Genomic DNA, 17,531 nt, shown 5'->3' on the forward strand with positions numbered 1-17,531 from the left:
CCTCTCTATTCCTTGAGGTTGATCTTCTCCAGTACAAAGTCGAGAATGCGTTTGGAGTCGGTAATAATATAAGCCTCGGCGCTCATTCCCAGGCGGATTTCACCCTGTTCTCCTCGGCGATCGACTAAACTCTTGCCCGATAACGCTGCCTCCACTAGATAATAGCTGCGGCCGTCCTGCTGAACAACAGAATCACTGGCGATCGAGGTAACGGTTCCGTTCAAAGACCCATAACTCTGCTTGGGAAATGCAGCAAAATTAAAGTGGACCTTGTCACCGAGCTTAATCTGTCCTGCAGCGGAATTAGGAACGGCCAAGCTCATTTTATACATGGACTCGTTAGCCGGAATGATTGCAAGCAAGGCTTCGCCCGTCTGGATTACATCCCCTACGTTGACTTCTTTAAGAATGTTTAGCGTGCCGTCAATAGGGGCAAAAAGAATGCGGTTACTTTTCTCCAGCTTAAGTTGCTGAATGTTGTTTTGCAACAACTTCGAGTTGGCCTGCTCCTCTTCGATTGAGCTGCCGATCTGAACAATCCGGTCAGCCTTCAATTTATTCAGGGCTGTCTGCTCCACAGATCGTCCAAGTTCTTTACTGTTCTCCAAATCCTCAAGTTCTTGGATCAGCTTGTCCTGCTGCAATCGGGTTCCTTCCGCCTCTGAGTACCGGGCAGACGCTTGCCGGATCAGCGTTTCCAGATCGGTATGCAACCCTTTCAGCTGATTGCTCGCATCGGATACATTAGCGGCAATACCAGAAAGAGTCTCTTCTCTGAACTGCTCAACCTGAGCGGCCGACGTACCGGCCTCTCTCCACGCATTTTCAAGCTCTACCTGCGATACAAGCCTGTCGCCGAGTTCCTGCAAGCTATGATAGTCCGCTTCCTTTTCCTCAGCTACTTTCTTTAACTGTCCATACTTGGTCTCGTAAGCCGCATATTGTTGACTGTGTTTGCTATCGGCGGAAGCAGGCATGCTTCGATTCTCAGCTACAGAATACTGAAGAAGCTTCTCCTGCTCAAGCTCGGTTTGAAGCAATCCGAGCTTGCGTTTTAAATCGACTTGCTGCTCTGTAAGCTTGGATTGATTGACCTCCAGATCGTTCTTTAGCAACGCCTGTGAACCCATATTGTCATGAATGGCCGAGGCGATCTCTTGTGATGATGCAGACTGGCTCTGCTGAAGCCGCTGATTTTCCAGTAAAAATTGCTCTACCTCATCATAATATACCACTTCGTCCGGCAGTGTCTTCGAGAACTCGTTATGAAGCGAGGCTACACTATTCCGGTACCGCTTTAGCAGCGATAGCCTGCGGTTGCTTTTCTCCAGCAGCCCGGTTTGAGAAGCCAATTGCAGATCCAGATCCTTGGTATCCATCGCTATCAGCTCTGTACCTTTTTGTACGGTCATTCCTTCTCTGACTTTAACAGCGGTCACTTTCCCCATTGATGCGGTCTGCACAGTGCTGACCTTCTCGTTAGGCCGAACTATTGCAGCCGCCTTAGAAGTTATGTCAATTTCTCCATAATAGGACCAGATGGCTGCCGCACCCAGCAACACTAGCAAAAAGAGCAAAAATCCTGATATAAAGGGATGTGTCTTAGCTTCAAGCAGTTCGCGGCTGTCCGTCATTTCGCTTAATTCAGTTAACTTAACCTGCACCATTTATCGTTCACCCGGTCTTCCCGCATACGCAAATTGCTCCTCATCCTCAGGCAGTTGATCCTTCCAAAGACTGTAGTATTTCCCTCTTTGGTTCTGTAACTGCTGATGACTTCCGGATTCGATGACATGTCCCTTCTCCATGACGTAAATCCGGTCGCATCGCATAATTGTGCTCAGCCTGTGGGCGATAATAACCATACTCATATCTTCCAGACAGTTAATTGTGTCCGAGACGGCTCGTTCTGTGGTAGAATCCAGATTGCTCGTAGCCTCATCCAGAATTAAAATATCCGGCTTCCGCAGCAGCGCTCGGGCAATGGCCAGCCGCTGTCTCTGGCCTCCCGACAGATTAGCACCGTTCTCTTCCAGCATGGTTTGATACCGAAGCGGGAATTGATTAACAAAATCATGTGCCTGAGCCATTTGACATGCTGCTGCAATCTCCTCCAAGGTATAATCTACTACAGCTCCCAGACATAAGTTCTCACGGATAGTTCCGCTGAAGAAAAAGGTATCCTGAGAGATGTAAGAGATCCGGTCCCGCAGACTGTCTAAATGAATATCTTTAATATTATAGTTTCCAATAAGAATATCGCCATTCTCATGCGAATAGAACTGCATCAGCAGCTTGATGAGGGTGGTCTTGCCTGATCCGCTCTCGCCGACCAAGGCAATCTTCTCCCCTTGATTGATCGTCAAATGAATATTATCTAGAATCAGAGCACGGGTTCCATAACGAAAAGAGACTCCTCTAAATTCAATATCCCCTTTTAAAACCGCAGGCCGCATCTTTTGCTCCTCATTCGCCTGTTTTTCCGCCTCAAGGTCTAGAATCTCGCTCAATCGGTCGGCTGCTACCATCGCCGTTTGAAGAGTCGGTTGCAAATTGATTAAATTCTGGATGGGTTCCAGAAAGTAAGCCAGCAATGAATTGTAAGCGATCAATTGTCCAATGGAGAGATTACCCTTAATGACTTGAATGGCGCCCACCCAAAGAATTATAACGCCTCCAATTAACTGAACAGTCGCCTTGAGCGAACCCTGAATATTATTAAAAAGTCCCAGCCGGAAAACGGATTTCAACAAGCTGACAAATTTACGTTCTGTTTCAAATCCTGATTGCCCTTCGGCGCGGTATGCTTTTACTGTCTCAATGCCTTCAATTGATTCTACAATATAAGAGGTCAACTGCGAGTTGTTCTCCATCTGCTCACGGTTCAGCCGATCAAAAGGCTTATGAAACCCCCATACCAGCAGGAGATAAAACGGGATCATTAATAAAGTGACACCGAATAATAATCCGCTTTGGGTATAGAGAATGGCTCCGCCGGCAATTACCATGATTGTATCAATCATTACGGTGAGCGTTGCGCTGGAGATAGCATCCCGAACCTTGGATGCATCCATCAGCCTTGAAATAATCTCACCGGTTTTACGTGCACCGAAAAAACTCATCGGCAGCTTCAGGACATGATGATAGTAACCGAGGATCAAGGAAATATCGAGCTTTTGGCTCAGCGTTAGAAGAATATGGTTCCGGAAGGCACTCAAAATCACTTTAAATATGTAAAGTGCAATTACTCCAATAGAAACAATATGTAGGGTCTTGGTGAGGCTATATGGGAGAATTTCGTCGATAAGTAGCTGAAAGTAAAATGCTGATAGAATCCCCAGGATGGTAAAGAGCATAGAAGACAAAAATATACCGCCCAACATGCGCCGCTGCGGTATCAATAGACCAAAGAAGCGGGAAAACAATCCCTTTGTTTGATCTCCTCTTTTAAATTGGGGAGTCGGTACCATCAATATGAGAACGCCGGTCCACATTTGAAAAAACTCATCAGGCTTGAGTCTGACAATTCCTTTACTCGGGTCAGCTAGTATAATCTCTGTTCGGGTAACCTTGTGAATCACTACATAGTGTAGGAGTGTACTGTCAACTACCACATGAGCAATTGCTGGCAGAGGAAATTCACCAAAAAAAGATTCCTGACTTCCCTTAACGGCCTTAACAGTAAAACCAAGCTGCTCAGCAGCTTTAACTAAACCGTAGGCACTTGTTCCCTGATTATCGGTGCCCGCTGCTTCCCGCACTCTGGAAATCGGAATTTTTAAACCGTACTGCTTGCAAATAGTAGCCAGACAGGCTGCGCCGCAGTCCTTGATATCATGTTGTTTAATGCAGATCAGTTTTTTAAACAGATAAACCCCCGCCTAGAGCAATAATATGATTTTTATGTAACTGGACTGTGTGGTAGTGGAGCTTTCCCGCTATTTGGATGCGAAGCCTGAGTTTGTTGGCACTCCCTAGTTTAACTTTTATTTCACACTATTATTTTTAATGTTTTTCATTTCTATTGTATAAGCAACAACTTGAATTATAAACGCAACTGAAATTACAATAAGCAATATCCCAACTACAGGCAATTTATTATTTAAGTAGTTGATTCCTGATGTAATAATACATAGTATAGAAAAGAGCAGAGAAACTCTTAAAGTTTTAATTTTTTTCGCCATTATATTCATCACCTCCTAAAACTTAGGATTTTAATCACTCACAGACTAATTAATGTTAAAAAAAATTTGTGCAAGAAGGCATCTTTACCTTCTTGCACACAAACATATTAAAAAGTTTATTTCCAGTTTGACGAAATACTGGCAATACCTCCACCAACAGCTCCTATTCCAATTGATATCGCTGCTGCTCCTGCAAATTTGCTTGCCATTGTAGGTTCAGGGACGGCTAAAGCTGCTATTCCTCCAACTATTCCAGCTACACCACTAACTACCTCAGCTACGCCACCAATTATTCCCCAAACACCGCCTGCATTTATTTCGGACAATGCAGATTCATTTAGTTCAAAAAAACCATGGGAAATAGATAGTTCCATTTTTTACTCCTCCTTATTCAAATTATTTTTTTGTACCATAATCTAACATATATGCACCTGATGATACCATAGCAGCTGATGCACTAATTCCTGCTGCTACTCCTATCACAGGCGTACCCACAACGCTACCGCCAATCCCCGCAAGTACGCCCACAAGAGGAGCAGCTCCAATAGCGATGGCTCCCGCTGCCCCTACAAGGGCTTGCCAAACACCTCCGCCATCTACAAACATCAATTCATCATTTGTTAACTCAATAAAATTATTATTCTTAAGAATCAGTGCGCTTGTCATTATTAATCCTCCTTTACTATTTTTACTTCATTTATGTATTTCAACTGTAATCCTGATACATAGACTAGTACTATGAAGCAAAAAATTACAGCTAAAATCGTCATTTATACGATTGATGGATTTACTCCTACATAAACATCCACAATCATATCATCCATGGATTGCCCCGGGTTTAAGTCAACAACATTTACATTATAAGCTGCTGTTATCGGTTGCAGTCCCTTCTCACTAATATACTGATTTAATTCGTTATATGTATTCTGTAACGTATTGGGATTGCCTTCATGTCTAGCATAAACTGCATTTATGAGGTGAAAGACATCTTTAAATTTATATTTACCATACAAATTTGCAGGCTTATCTATTGGAACCAAAATCTCTGTATCTAATAGTGGCTGTTCATTTGATTGCTCAATTGCAAAGGTAGCAGTTACAATGGGACCATTTTTTTTAAAACTGTTTTGCTCAAGGAATTCACCAATACTCATCATTTCCTGTTGTATTTCTTGTTGAGTCATTTTCTTTCTCAAAGACAACACATTCTCAATTTTAAATTCTTTTCCTATTTCTAATATTTTCATATGCAAATTTATTCTCCCTTCAATGAAGAATCGAGTTTTGGCAAGTCATCCAACCTATCGTTTGCCAATAAATCATCAAATTTAAGCAATATATAAAATTTCTGTATAATTGTCGTTGAACGAACACCGCTGTGGAGACATCATAATTAGATCAAAGCCTATCAGCCTTCTACCTTCTTCACTCGAAACCACATATAACTCTTTTTTCAACTTATAGAAACATTTTACTAACCTCTAGGTTTTTTGTTAACTACCCCAAAGGGTAGGTTTCTAGAGTCATGTAATTGCCCGGGTGAACTATACTGCTAAACGACGTCAAGCCAGGTTAACTCTTATCAATTCCAGAAAACATTACTTTCTTCACAAACTCAACCTGATGGTTAACCCCTACCTTCTCATAAATATGTTTCACATGAAAACGGACCGTTTCCTGAGAGATAGTAAGCATTTGGGCAATCGCTGAACGGCTGTGGCCTTCCAGCCAGCAATAAGCAACTTCCTTTTCCTTATTTGTCAAATGAAAGTCCTCGAAATTCCGATTGATTCGTTTCTTTTGCGCAATGGGATTCATCCAATCCAAACGCTCCTCTATATTGCGTACGATCTTCTCCACCAACAGTACTGCAAAGATCACATCTTCTACTGAATCAAAGGACATATTTAAATAACCGAGAACTTTCCCCTCTGATTGAATAGGGGTACAGATGGAGGACCACGAGAAAAACAACTCGAGGCTATGCTCTTCCCCTTTTACTACTGTAGTACTTCCAGATTCCATCGCTATAGAAATAGCATTGATTCCTAAATCCTTCATAGCAAAATGTGTTCCAGGTGCTATATAATGCTCCTTCAACTGATTCAATTGTTTAGAAGAAGCAAATAATTGCAGGCACATCCCTTCATCATCTGCCAATAGAAACAAATGAGGCGGGGCAACAGAGGTACTTATGCTTTCTAGTTCCGTTTGCGTCACATGTACCAAATTGCCGTGCTTCGCTAGTTTGCGGCTCAGTTCCCGCCCTGCTGTTTTGGTTCTGGGGGACACTGGGCTACGCTTTGACTCTTGAAAGACACGATCCCACTGTGTCTGTTCCCGCTTTGAATACTCTTGAATTGATATCCAAGATCTAGGGACAATTGGACTTTCACGAAACAAATTCATGTTGAACACTTCCCTAATTATGAAATGTTTTCTTCACCCATTCTTTCAGATTTTCCATTCCAGATTTTCTATAATTTTCATCCTCTCCCTATTTGCTCAGCCACCTCAGGCGTTCTAAACTCTTCCAGAATGACCCCAAATTACTCTACCGTGAAAAACCTTTATTGGGATATGATGGAAGTTACTAAAAAGCGTTTTTTTCACATTTATCTGCTATATTACAGATTTTATATAAATTACTACAACTATAGGAAATGAAATTGGCTAACGGCGAAAATCCAACTTTTTGCAATCCGACGAAGATTGTGTTATACGCTGACTCTAATACAGTCAAGCAACCGAGTCCAAATCCCCTGCGATTTATGGAACTATCCACGACTGCACAAAAAAACATCCCGTCAGCTTCCGGGCATTTTTGCCTACAGATTTTAGGAGGGGATAGTCTGGTAAGCCAGGTAAGATCATCTCATTTTTTAATTGGTTTACCGTAATGTATCCAAGCACAAAGTTCAACTCGACCACAAAATATACATTTCCATGTAAAACAACGCCACCCCCGACACAAGGGGTGGCTTCTTATGTGCTCGGCACTTTGGGGTTGCTCATTATGCTTAGCCAACTCAAAGCGAGAGAACGCCGCAATGATGTAAGACATACCAGGCAAATGAGAGCCGTGCGTGAACATAATAGATTGGAAAAATCGAAGTTTAATTCGCATAAAAAACGTCCTAATCATGGAAAATTACTAAAGTGGAATAGCAAGGTTGGATGCCCCTCGATTACCTTAAAATAATACGACTGCATGATTATATTGAATAGACCCGAGTTTAGCCCTAAAGAATTGGGCATGCAAAAGACTGGAAGAAAGCAATAAAAGGTCAGAAGTTTAAACATTATCCTGAGTCACTAAAGGCGAGATTGTGGGGTTCCCATATCAGCAGATGTAATGACAATCCACTTGTATTAGATACATTTAAAAAGGCCTTTGAAACGCATAAAGACGTGACTGGACTGATCGTTCACAGCGATCAGGGATACCAGTACACGTCCCATGCATACCACGACATGCTGCCACAGATTGGAGCCCAAATCAGCATGTCACGCCGAGGCATTTATTATGACAACGCCTCAATCGAGAGCCTCTTCTCTCATCTGAAAGTCAAAGCACTCTTTTGTGGCTCCCCTTTCGTGGGAGTTTCCATGAAGAGTTCAATACATAGGATTCGTTGTATAGATGTGTCCAATTTATACTAATGGATGTGGTACATAAAGTTCTTCTAAACTGGTAATTTCTTCAGGTGTCAATTTAACTGACAACGCCGAAACGGCATCTTCGAGATGGCTGGTCTTGGTCGAACCGATAATTGGGGCGGTGATCTCTTCTTTTTGCAGCAACCATGCAAGAGCAACTTGTGCGCGTGGAATTCCTTGGTTAGCAGCGACTTCCGCAACTCTCTCTGCTACTTTACGATCAGCTTCTTCCGTTTTAATAAACAACGTTTTAGCTATCTGGTCATTCTCGGATCGTGAGGTCTGATCATTCCAATCCCTAGTTAACCGGCCTGCAGCCAAAGGCAGGTAAGGAGTGACGCCAACTCCCTCGTCTCTGCAAAGGGGGAGCATTTCTCTTTCTTCTTCCCGGTAGAGCAGGTTTAATCTATTCTCCATAGAGACGAACCGTGTCCAACCGTTGCGCTCTGCAACATGCTGAGCTTTCGCAAACTGCCATGCCAGCATGGAAGATGCTCCGAGGTATCTGACCTTGCCCGCCTTAACTAAATCGTGAAGAGCCTCCATCGTCTCTTCAATCGGCGTATTTGGATCCCACCGATGGATCTGGTACACATCGACGTAATCTGTTCCGAGTCGTCTTAGACTGTTATCAATTTCGGTCATGATGGCCCTGCGGGAAAGTCCCATAGCATTCGGACCTTTGCGCATCGGAACAAATACCTTTGTAGCTATGACGACTTCGTCACGATGAGCGAAGTCCTTTAAGGCACGCCCGAGGATTTCTTCGCTTGTTCCGTCGGAATACATGTTGGCGGTACTGAAAAAGTTGATGCCCAATTCGAGTGCCCTTTTAATAATCAGTCTACTTGGCTCCTCATCCAGAGACCATGGAGTATTGCCGCGTTCAGGTACGCCGAAACTCATGGTTCCAAGGCTTAACTTCGAAACCTCTAACCCGCTGCGTCCAAGCTTCACATATTCCATTTAATAACACACTCCTTATATATTTGTAGGGGAAGGCGTTACGCCTTTAGGTTTCGTGGATCTCTCGGTGATACGTCGCTCGTGATTACATTTCCAAGGTAGCTGACGTCTCTCGTTTAAAAATTTGCCTGTCGGACCGTCCTTGTCGAGGAGCGCAAGGCGCACGGTCGAGTTGATGCATCAACCTAAACACAATACCACTCCCTTAAGTTGACATATCAACCTATGGATACATAGTAACACCTTGTGGTTGATGCGTCAACCGTGATATTATATTCGTATGGATATAAACGAACTTAACGAAGATGAAATGCGGATATGGAATATGTGGAAAGGCTCCTTTAAACGAATCTTCGGTCGGGTTGTAAAAGAAATGTCTGAACACACAGGACTCTCAGAAGGTGATTTTGGAGTATTAGACCGGCTAGTCCAATTTGGCAATGGTAAGCTTCGCCAACAGGAATTAGCTGACTCGATGGACTGGGATAAGAGCCGACTATCACATCATCTAACGCGGATGGAAAAACGAGGTCTAGTTCTAAGAAAACCTCTAGACACAGATCGCGGTGTTCAAGTCATCATTACTTCCACCGGAAGGTCAGCCTTAGACGAAGCCCTTCCCATAGTCTCAAAGGCAATACGCAAGCATTTTCTAGATCTATTAACCGATCAAGACATTGAGTCGATTACTACACTTGCGGAAAGAACAACAACATCCTGATTACTGTTTTTGATGTAAGGAACCGGCCCCTTCCGCCAAAATAGCAGAGGGGGCATTTTCTTTCTTATCGGGCAGAGGGAAGATTCTCCGCAGGCATCCTTGTTATATGTTCCCCTTCCCGATCCGCCACGTGCTTGAACCCCGTTCTGACTATAATCCAAGTTTTTATCACTAAGACCACCAACCCAAAATGAAAGAAACTTGCCCCTACTTATGATACGGTTCACCGTAACATCTATAGAACGAAATTGAAGGCCTCACTGTTCCTTCATCCCTTAACTCTTTCGCTGTTCACTCCGCACTCTCCCCGCCCTGCGCCAATCTCTCCAAAAATCTTCTTTTACGATACAGCATCCGCGCGGCCTCGGCTGCCTCTTCCAGGGACACAAGGTAGAGCTGGGTTCAGAGATATCGTTAATTAATCTACACTACTATTCGATTTCTTCGTGATAGTTAACCTATCATGTTAGGACTACCTAAGCATCTTAACTAGAAGTTCGATGTTTTGGACCTAGTCTATCGTCCTTAAATTCGAAGGTTAATTCGATCCTAAGATTTCTACAACTAACCAATGTAGATTCAACGATAAGGGGATTTCTGCTGAAAAGCAGTCGCCTCTCCAAAAGACTTTTCCTTACTTCTGACACGTTCACTGCGATGGTTGAAGCGGCAAGTTTTAGAGCCGCCCGGTACTGGGCGGCTCTTTCTTGTTCTTTTATGTTAAGCTGAACGATTAGCAAGGAAGACAGCGTCATCCCTTTGGCTACCTACACAATCTCTTTATTAAAATGTCCTCTTGTGTCTGTTTCCTGATTAAAGACAGCATTATTCATAGAGCCATTTAATTTGCCTGACGCCATATTAATGACTTTCACAACCTGCTCTTTGGATTCAACTGTGAAGTTTAATCTGAGCGCCTCGATTCCTTTGATGTTTTGTAGCTCATCTAAAAGATTAAGCGTCTTCCCATTAAGGAGAGTCGTTGTACAATCATTATGGGAAATGATAGGGAACGTTCCGTGCTCATCTTTTAACTCATAGCTCTTCGTTTTGCAAATTCTGCATTGATTCATTTTTTTCATCGGACAATATTTTGTAAACATCAAAGGAACCTTGCCATATACAATCATTTCCAGTGCAGGATAGCCGTCATTTTCTTCATAATAGGCATTCCTTAAATCTTCAATTTGGCTCTTATTCAATTCATAAGATAAAGTGACTCGTTTTGCACCTAATTTATATAATTCATAGCAACTAGTAGCATTAACAACATTTAGAGAATAGTCCGTAACAAACGGATTCGTTTCTCTGTAGTGATAAATTCCGCCATATCCTCCGATTAGTAGCTGCCCTTCTTTTTCCTTATAACGATTCTGATTTCTTCTAACAACATTTTCATAATAGATTTCCTTAATTCCACAGCTCACGCAAGCATCATACTGCTCCTTAGTCGTTACAGAGGCCGTAAAGTATGGTTTTTCAGGGGCAAAGCTTATTTTTTCTTTTGCTTCCAAAGCCTTGGTTCTTTTCTTCTGGCTGTTAAGCTTTAAGTCATATAAGCCCAGTACAATATCTCTTCTTGCTGCATTTAACAGTTTAGCTGGAATAAAAGCATTGCATTCCTCAAAATCCACATGATTAAGTTCGAATATCGTATCATTTAATCTTGAAAATTGCTTGATTACCTGGTCTTTTGTTGTTGGATTATTAATGGCTTCGCCTAGTATTTCCTCGCTTTCATATGAATAATGACAGCCTAAGCCCTCCGCATCTATGACAAGCTTTGAATCTGGACGTGCATATACTCTAATATCGAGGTTAAACCGCTTAAATTCTTTTTCCAGTGATGATTCTAATTCTTTGTTATAGAAATAATCCTTCGTTTTATATACTAAATCTCCCGTAGACATCTTTTCTTTGATTTTGATATAGCAGACATCATCTGCTTTGTTGATTAATTCGCCCTCTTTATCGTACAGTTTTGCAACCGTTAAATTAACATCTTCATTGTTGTGACTGATTCGAATGGTATCGTTCTGATTTAAAGGACGTGTAAGTGTTATTTCATACCTATCTTTAACAATCTTGCTGATTGTTCCAATTTCATAACCAAAGTGATTAGGTCTTAAAATGTTTGTAATATTTCTCCTATCTTCGTGAAACAAATATCCTTTAGTAAATGTTCGATTGAATGTTTTTTTCAGATTTTCTTTATCTTCTTCGGTTATTTTATGATCTAAGGCCATGCGATATTTGGATACAACATTAGCAACATACGTAGGCACTTTCATTCGGCCTTCTATTTTTAAAGAATCGATTTCTTTTAAATCCTCGATATAGTCGATTGTGTTTAAGTCCTTGGTAGATAGAATATGGTTTTTCCCTAAAGATGTACCTGTTGTCTTATCCATGAGTTCATACTCCTTACGGCATGACCCCACACATCTTCCGCGATTTGCGCTTCGATTACCCATTAATCCTGACATTAGACAGTTTCCCGAGTAAGATACACATAAAGCACCGTGAACGAAAATTTCTAAAGGTATCTCAGCTTTTCTTTTGATCTCTTTTACTTTTTCAATCTCAACCTCACGAGACAGAACAACTCTTTTGGCACCAAGTTCTTTTAATAATAAAGTTCCGTCTAAATCGTCTATTCCCATTTGAGTTGAACAATGTGCTTCCATATCAAGAAAGTTTTTAACGATATAATCGAACGCAGTCAGATCCTGGACGATAATGCCATCCACACCGATTTTATTTAATTCGTGGATCTGCTCTTTCATCTCTTCAACTTCGTTTTCAAAAACGATGGTATTCATTGTAACATAGAGTTTAACGTCCCTCAGGTGCGCATACGTAACCGCCTCTTGTAACGATTCTAAATCAAAATTAGATGAGTATGCACGCGCACCAAATTTTTGCATTCCTAAGTATATGGCATCACAACCATTAGAAATTGCAGCTTTTAAAGCTTCCATATTTCCTGCTGGAGCTAGTAATTCAGTCATTTCTTCCTCCTTATGATCCATAAATAACGGCAATGCTAGTTTGTCCAAAGGTGTTCTTAAAAGTACATCGTCAGGTCTGCATGTTGTTGAAGAACGGTTAAAGGTCGTTTTCACGCTTTTGTTATTGCTTTTCTTAACAGCAGGTTTCCGCTTGCCGTACTGCGTTCTCTCTTCTTCTTAGTCCCCTGCTTCATCCCAGTTAAGATGGGTAATACGATAATAACTACTATAAATCCGATAAATGACGACATGGCCGCTCCCGTTTAAATTAATAAGATTATTAGAAAATTAAATTTCAGACTATTACCATTAATCATAAAATAAGAACTATACTTAAGCTGCAGCAAAACGCACAAGCCAATGGCTTGTGCGCTTGTTTTAAATGACCTCATTTGCTCTGAGGGACGTATCTCATAATAATTCTTTAAGTACATTTTTCGCCACGCGTATCTTCTCATCATTAGCGTCACGAAGCATACCTACAATATCCTGAATATCGCTCTCAGCTGAGGTAACCATAAACTCTTCACTCCTCATGTATAGAGAATTATTTGGCTCCTGGAGCCAAAATTGAGCAGGAATTATGGGTGCCTAGCATTGCCAAGTAGCAAACATTTAATTTTACATAAGTATGAGCGAGCATCTGGCGCATTGATTAGCAGCCTTAAAAGAGCCTCCACTAAAATCGAAGTGGAGGCTCTTTTTACATTTTTGTTATTTCAATTGTATTGGCTTTCAACCGTTATGCCGTGCATTTCAAGTCATTTAAACTAATATTGAGTTCTGTTCTCCGCTTTACCACTATTTGTGATAAGGTTCACCGCGCTGTCTATAACGGCAAGTTTTAAGGCCATCCTATAGTGGATGGCCTTATCTTGATTTATTCAACTACTATAGTAGTTCAGCAAAAGTATAAGCCAAAAGAGTGCTTCAGACCTACATGAAAAATTATAACTTTCTTGCCCATATAATAGCGCGATTTGTAGCTTCACCAATCGGCTCCGGAATTGGTTCAGCCGTATAATTTTGATAGGTACGCTCTATGGTAAACCCTGCATCTGATAGCCAATCGTAAACTTGCATATGCGTAGGAATGTGCTTATACCAGCACTTGGGTATATTGATTTGCTCACCACTATTTGTGGTAAGCTCCCAATGACCAGTTCCGGTACAAATTTGGGTTATGGGGTCATACACGCTCCCATAACTAACGGTTCGACCATTCGTGCCCAATTCGTCTGTCCCTTTGAAATAGCTGCTCTCTTTCAACCTATTGAACCGGGCCGTTGGATTATTATGCAGGTCAAAATCCATATAAAGATGTCCACCCGTGCGAAGCGCCGCAGCAGCATTTTTAATAAGAGTCTTTTGTGCCTCTTTGTAATCAATTTCGCTTTCAATATTAATCAAGATATTACCTGCCATGACTACGAGATCAAAAGCAACGCCCCATACGGAAATTGCTGCATCAGCTTGGTAACAGCGTATATTTGCTAAGCCCGACATCCGGCGATAACAGTTCAGGAGCATATGTTCATCGACATCAAAGCCTGTAACGAAATGATTCGCCTTTGCAAGAGGGACACAGATCCTACCACCGCCGCAGGCGACTTCAAGTATATTTTGTGGTTGGTTGCCTGTTTGCTCTGTAAGTACTCTTAATAGAAAATCGACGTCATGTGTTTGGTTTTCGAACTTTTCATACATACTGGCATACCAATGTTTTGCGATAAAATCACTTTTCACAGATTTACCTCCAATTTTAAGGAGGGTTAAAGTATAGTCACCCTCCAAGAAATTATGCGGGCGGACAATTCTGTTGTATTAATCATCTGGCATCATCCTTTCAACATTTAACAGATAGCGGGAAAACAACAAAAAGTAATAAAACCTGTGTTTCTCCATGACTATAACTGAAAAAAAATTCACTATCAATGTAAAAATTCTTTATATCTATCCTCCCCGCCCAACAAGCTCTAACAGGCTCCTGGCGTTTCACCCCAAAAATTTCGCCCTACTTGTGATACGGTTCCCCCCGATTGATCTTCACCGCGCGATACACCTGCTCCACCAGCACCAGGCGCATGAGCTGATGAGGCAGCGTCATACGCCCGAAGCTCATGCGTTGCTGCGCGCGGCGCATGACCTCGTCGGAGAGCCCATGGCTCCCTCCGATGACGAACACGACATGGCTTGTCCCGTAGGTGCCGAGCCGGTCAATTTCTGCGGCAAGCTCTTCCGAGCTCCACAGCTTGCCGTCGATCGCGAGCGCAATGACATGCGCCTCGCTCTTAATCTGTGCGAGGATGCGTTCGCCCTCGCGTCCCTTCACCTGCACCACCTCTGCTTCGCTTAGAGAATCGGGTGCTTTTTCATCTGCCACCTCAATGACCTGAAACTTCAGGTATGGTGTCAGCCGTTTTGCATACTCCGCGATGCCATCGATCAAGTACTTTTCCTTCAATTTTCCTACGCCAATAATTTGAATAAGCATAAGTGCCTCCTGTCATAATCCTCTATAGAAATAGCAAAAGGACGCGCACTGGGCGTCCCTTGAAGTTTTAGTAAGTCCTTCTGTTCTATCACATATTTGTTGGAAAAGAAACGACAATTAAAACGGCCTACTCTTGCGCATTCTCTAAATGGCCTATTTTTTATGCAATCCCTGGATCTCCTGATCCCCAGTATTCCTAGATTGCCTGAATCTAGAATTTCATGTATTCCCCGTCCTCAGCAGGTTCAATCCCCCCTACTTACTCTCCCCCTGCTCCTCCATCACAAAATCCGGTTGCTCCCCAGCTTCATAAGCACTCAATATAGAGTCCAGCAAGCCTGGGAAACGTGCATTAAGATCCTCAGTCCGCAGGGACAACATGCGCTGTGTTCCTTGAACTCGTGTAAAAACAACCCCTGACTCGCGCAAAGTACGGGCATGGTGAGACATGGTGGATTTTGCGATAGGGACGTTGAAGCCGTTGCAAGCCTGTTCTCCATTTAAGTGAATATCCGATACGATATGTAAGCGAATCGGATCGCTGAGTGCATACAATACGGAGGCAAGCTGAATGTCCTTGCGGTCCGGATGAAATAGTATTTTCACGGATGATTATCCCCTTTTGTCGTACGATGAATGCGAAAAAAATATTGGTGTTCCTAATTGCATTTTATATCAACGCATGCTATATTTCAATTGTTCGTAAGTAATCGAACTATTAAACAATAATAAAAGGAGCGCTTCGCACATGACTTCTGTAAATAACCTCTCCGCGAATGCGGATCATGAAGCCTCCGTTCCGGAAGCGCCTCTTCCACGAGAAGGCCTACTGACCCTGCTGTTCAGTGTCGCTGTGGTTCTCGTCATCATGAATACGGCTATGTTCAATCTGGCGCTGCCTGATGTGACCGAAGCATTTGGGATTACGGCTGCGTCCGCTTCTTGGATTGTCACTGGGTATTCCATTATGTTCTCGATTGCCTCAATCACGTACAGCCGGCTTTCTGATTTTCTGCCGATTCGCCGTCTGTTGGTTATAGGCTTGTTGACGCTGGGCCTCGCGGCTGTTGCCGGCTTTTTCAGCACCAACTTTATCTTCCTGCTTATCGTTCGCATTCTCCAGGCCTCGGGCGCGGGCGCGGTAATGTCCTTATCTCTTGTCCTGTTTACCCGCTATATCCCGCAAGCCCGCCGCGGCAAAGCAATGGCGACAATTATGTCAGCCGTCTCGCTGGGTCTAGGGCTTGGGCCGGTCGCGGGCGGAGCCATCGTCGAATATCTCGGTTGGATTTGGTTATTCTCTGTAACGGCAGCTATTCTGCTTCTAGTGCCGCTGTTCCTTATTCTGCTGCCCAAAGAAGTACCCACCCGTGGCTCCTTTGATGTGCTTGGCGGGCTGTTCTTGGGCGTCGGCACGACCGGGCTGCTGCTGTTCCTGACCAGCGGGCTGTGGATTGCCTTGATCGCCGGAATTGTCGCCATTGCTTTATTTGTTGGCCGTATCCGCAGCACACCTGATCCATTCGTGATGCCGGAGCTTTTCCGTAACCGCTCATATCTCGTGTTGGCTCTGATCGGAGTTGCCTCCTACCTGTGCAGCTTTGCCACGTTATTCCTGCTGCCGCAGATTCTGACTCACCGTTTCGGCTTCAGCGCAAGCCATGCCGGGCTTGTGATCTTTCCGGGTTCGCTGCTCGCCATCTTTGTCTCCCGCTCCGTGGGACGAATCATTGACCGTTATGGCAATGCGGGGATTTTACGTTTTGCACCATTGCTCGTATTGACCGCTACCATCCTATTCGCTTTCTTTGCTGGGCGGTCATGGATTGCCGTCATGTTCATCTATATGATTATGAGTCTGGCCTTCACGACACTGTCCAGTAGTGTATCCAATGAAATCTCTCGGATTCTGCCTTCTTCGCAAATCGGCTCTGGGATGGGCCTGTTCCAGCTGCTGCAATTCTTTAGCGGCGCCTTCAGCGTAGCTATGGCCGCAAGCGCTCTGGAATGGCAGCGCGGACTGCCGCTTTCTGCAGCCTACTCCAATATCTACTGGGGACTCTCTATTGCAGCATTGATCGCCATCATCTCAGCTATTCTCTACCGCCGAGGCAACCGAAGTAGCTTGCTGACCGACATAGTAGATGCAGCAGATGCATAAGACCTAATCGGCTAACACATATATTATTTCATGCAAAAAAACACCCTGCGGCCCATTTTCGGGACTGCAAGGTGTTTTTAATAAATTTTAACAGTCCTTTAGACCACTAAATATTCCGCATTCTTCTTACATTCCGCACATTTGGCCGGCGGGTCCCAGTCCGAGAACTCGGTCTCCTTCAAGTCCACAATATCAGGTGCATCCTCATACTCGTCCACAAATTTGTCGATGGCTAACTCTACATGTTCTTTACATACTACATACATTCAACCAAGCATCCCTTTCTGTGCCGCTGCGGCCTAATACTCCTTCTATTGTTCTACCATACTTCCCA

General features: G+C 43.2%; 17 protein-coding genes. 3 read left to right on the top strand and 14 right to left on the bottom strand.

All coding sequences use genetic code 11. From position 1 onward, the window contains the following. Positions 1-5: 5 nt before the first annotated feature. The 7 genes from MHI51_RS30235 to MHI51_RS30265 all read right to left on the bottom strand — a co-directional run bounded on the left by MHI51_RS30235 (position 6) and on the right by MHI51_RS30265 (position 6,593). Positions 6-1,667 (bottom strand): HlyD family efflux transporter periplasmic adaptor subunit, encoded by a 1,662-nt coding sequence (locus MHI51_RS30235; protein WP_405173473.1) that lies wholly within the window; start codon positions 1,665-1,667, stop codon positions 6-8. Next, positions 1,668-3,869, bottom strand: a complete 2,202-nt coding sequence (locus tag MHI51_RS30240) for a peptidase domain-containing ABC transporter (RefSeq protein WP_076276323.1) — start codon at positions 3,867-3,869, stop codon at positions 1,668-1,670. It abuts the gene before it with no gap. Positions 3,870-3,986: 117 nt separating this feature from the next. Then, entirely contained in the window at positions 3,987-4,184 is a 198-nt protein-coding gene (locus tag MHI51_RS30245) for a hypothetical protein (RefSeq protein WP_076219978.1), read from the bottom strand. 116 nt (positions 4,185-4,300) lie between these two features. Further along, entirely contained in the window at positions 4,301-4,558 is a 258-nt protein-coding gene (locus MHI51_RS30250; RefSeq protein WP_076219977.1) for a hypothetical protein, read from the bottom strand. A gap of 22 nt (positions 4,559-4,580) precedes the next feature. Further along, the gene (locus MHI51_RS30255) at positions 4,581-4,850 is read right to left on the bottom strand and encodes a hypothetical protein (RefSeq protein WP_076219976.1); all 270 of its coding nucleotides are present in this window, start codon (positions 4,848-4,850) and stop codon (positions 4,581-4,583) included. A 104-nt stretch (positions 4,851-4,954) separates the two neighbouring features. After that, on the bottom strand, positions 4,955-5,431 hold the full coding sequence (locus tag MHI51_RS30260) for a hypothetical protein (RefSeq protein WP_218640427.1): 477 nt from the start codon (positions 5,429-5,431) through the stop codon (positions 4,955-4,957). A gap of 325 nt (positions 5,432-5,756) precedes the next feature. After that, positions 5,757-6,593: a helix-turn-helix transcriptional regulator gene (locus tag MHI51_RS30265; protein WP_076219975.1), complete on the bottom strand. Its 837-nt coding sequence runs from the start codon at positions 6,591-6,593 to the stop codon at positions 5,757-5,759. 918 nt (positions 6,594-7,511) lie between these two features. On the opposite strand from MHI51_RS30265, the gene MHI51_RS30270 reads away from it, so the two are divergent. Continuing rightward, positions 7,512-7,847 carry a DDE-type integrase/transposase/recombinase gene (locus MHI51_RS30270; protein ID WP_370511627.1) on the top strand — a complete coding sequence of 112 codons (336 nt, stop codon included), beginning with the start codon at positions 7,512-7,514 and terminating at the stop codon, positions 7,845-7,847. Here the strand turns inward: MHI51_RS30270 and MHI51_RS30275 are convergent. Beyond that, positions 7,839-8,810 (bottom strand): aldo/keto reductase, encoded by a 972-nt coding sequence (locus MHI51_RS30275; protein ID WP_076220813.1) that lies wholly within the window; start codon positions 8,808-8,810, stop codon positions 7,839-7,841. The two genes, MHI51_RS30270 and MHI51_RS30275, sit on opposite strands and share 9 nt — an antisense overlap. 373 nt (positions 8,811-9,183) lie before the next feature. Here MHI51_RS30275 and MHI51_RS30280 point away from each other — a divergent pair, with 373 nt between their 5' ends. After that, positions 9,184-9,531, top strand: a complete 348-nt coding sequence (locus MHI51_RS30280; protein ID WP_256718960.1) for a MarR family winged helix-turn-helix transcriptional regulator — start codon at positions 9,184-9,186, stop codon at positions 9,529-9,531. 767 nt (positions 9,532-10,298) lie between these two features. Here MHI51_RS30280 and MHI51_RS30285 read toward each other — a convergent pair. The 5 genes from MHI51_RS30285 to MHI51_RS30305 form a co-directional block, all read right to left on the bottom strand. After that, the gene (locus MHI51_RS30285) at positions 10,299-12,542 is read right to left on the bottom strand and encodes a DUF3656 domain-containing protein (RefSeq protein ID WP_405173474.1); all 2,244 of its coding nucleotides are present in this window, start codon (positions 12,540-12,542) and stop codon (positions 10,299-10,301) included. 110 nt (positions 12,543-12,652) lie between these two features. Further along, on the bottom strand, positions 12,653-12,793 hold the full coding sequence (locus MHI51_RS30290; RefSeq protein ID WP_179086990.1) for a hypothetical protein: 141 nt from the start codon (positions 12,791-12,793) through the stop codon (positions 12,653-12,655). Between the two features lie 697 nt (positions 12,794-13,490). Then, entirely contained in the window at positions 13,491-14,288 is a 798-nt protein-coding gene (locus MHI51_RS30295; RefSeq protein ID WP_405173475.1) for a class I SAM-dependent methyltransferase, read from the bottom strand. Between the two features lie 268 nt (positions 14,289-14,556). Next, positions 14,557-15,036, bottom strand: a complete 480-nt coding sequence (rlmH, locus tag MHI51_RS30300; protein WP_036677839.1) for a 23S rRNA (pseudouridine(1915)-N(3))-methyltransferase RlmH — start codon at positions 15,034-15,036, stop codon at positions 14,557-14,559. Positions 15,037-15,291: 255 nt separating this feature from the next. Beyond that, positions 15,292-15,642, bottom strand: coding sequence for a helix-turn-helix transcriptional regulator (locus MHI51_RS30305; protein WP_076276325.1), 351 nt, complete (start codon positions 15,640-15,642; stop codon positions 15,292-15,294). A gap of 142 nt (positions 15,643-15,784) precedes the next feature. Between MHI51_RS30305 and MHI51_RS30310 the strand changes: the two genes are divergently transcribed. Further along, complete coding sequence (locus MHI51_RS30310) at positions 15,785-17,197, top strand: MFS transporter (protein ID WP_081387431.1); 1,413 nt, start codon at positions 15,785-15,787, stop codon at positions 17,195-17,197. Between the two features lie 98 nt (positions 17,198-17,295). Here the strand turns inward: MHI51_RS30310 and MHI51_RS30315 are convergent, their stop codons facing one another. Then, entirely contained in the window at positions 17,296-17,463 is a 168-nt protein-coding gene (locus MHI51_RS30315) for a CxxH/CxxC protein (protein ID WP_405173476.1), read from the bottom strand. Positions 17,464-17,531 lie beyond the last annotated feature (68 nt).

Source organism: Paenibacillus sp. FSL H8-0260 (assembly GCF_045040625.1).
Lineage (GTDB): Bacteria > Bacillota > Bacilli > Paenibacillales > Paenibacillaceae > Paenibacillus_AQ > Paenibacillus_AQ odorifer.

Bases quoted from the DNA above. Each gene is read 5' to 3' on its own strand.
- MHI51_RS30235 (WP_405173473.1), bottom strand. From the start codon at position 1,667: ATGGTGCAGGTTAAGTTAACTGAATTAAGCGAAATGACGGACAGCCGC.
- MHI51_RS30245 (WP_076219978.1), bottom strand. From the start codon at position 4,184: ATGGCGAAAAAAATTAAAACTTTAAGAGTTTCTCTGCTCTTTTCTATA.
- MHI51_RS30250 (WP_076219977.1), bottom strand. From the start codon at position 4,558: ATGGAACTATCTATTTCCCATGGTTTTTTTGAACTAAATGAATCTGCA.
- MHI51_RS30255 (WP_076219976.1), bottom strand. From the start codon at position 4,850: ATGACAAGCGCACTGATTCTTAAGAATAATAATTTTATTGAGTTAACA.
- MHI51_RS30260 (WP_218640427.1), bottom strand. From the start codon at position 5,431: ATGAAAATATTAGAAATAGGAAAAGAATTTAAAATTGAGAATGTGTTG.
- MHI51_RS30265 (WP_076219975.1), bottom strand. From the start codon at position 6,593: ATGAATTTGTTTCGTGAAAGTCCAATTGTCCCTAGATCTTGGATATCA.
- MHI51_RS30275 (WP_076220813.1), bottom strand. From the start codon at position 8,810: ATGGAATATGTGAAGCTTGGACGCAGCGGGTTAGAGGTTTCGAAGTTA.
- MHI51_RS30280 (WP_256718960.1), top strand. From the start codon at position 9,184: ATGTCTGAACACACAGGACTCTCAGAAGGTGATTTTGGAGTATTAGAC.
- MHI51_RS30285 (WP_405173474.1), bottom strand. From the start codon at position 12,542: ATGACTGAATTACTAGCTCCAGCAGGAAATATGGAAGCTTTAAAAGCT.
- MHI51_RS30290 (WP_179086990.1), bottom strand. From the start codon at position 12,793: ATGTCGTCATTTATCGGATTTATAGTAGTTATTATCGTATTACCCATC.
- rlmH (WP_036677839.1), bottom strand. From the start codon at position 15,036: ATGCTTATTCAAATTATTGGCGTAGGAAAATTGAAGGAAAAGTACTTG.
- MHI51_RS30310 (WP_081387431.1), top strand. From the start codon at position 15,785: ATGACTTCTGTAAATAACCTCTCCGCGAATGCGGATCATGAAGCCTCC.
- MHI51_RS30315 (WP_405173476.1), bottom strand. From the start codon at position 17,463: ATGTATGTAGTATGTAAAGAACATGTAGAGTTAGCCATCGACAAATTT.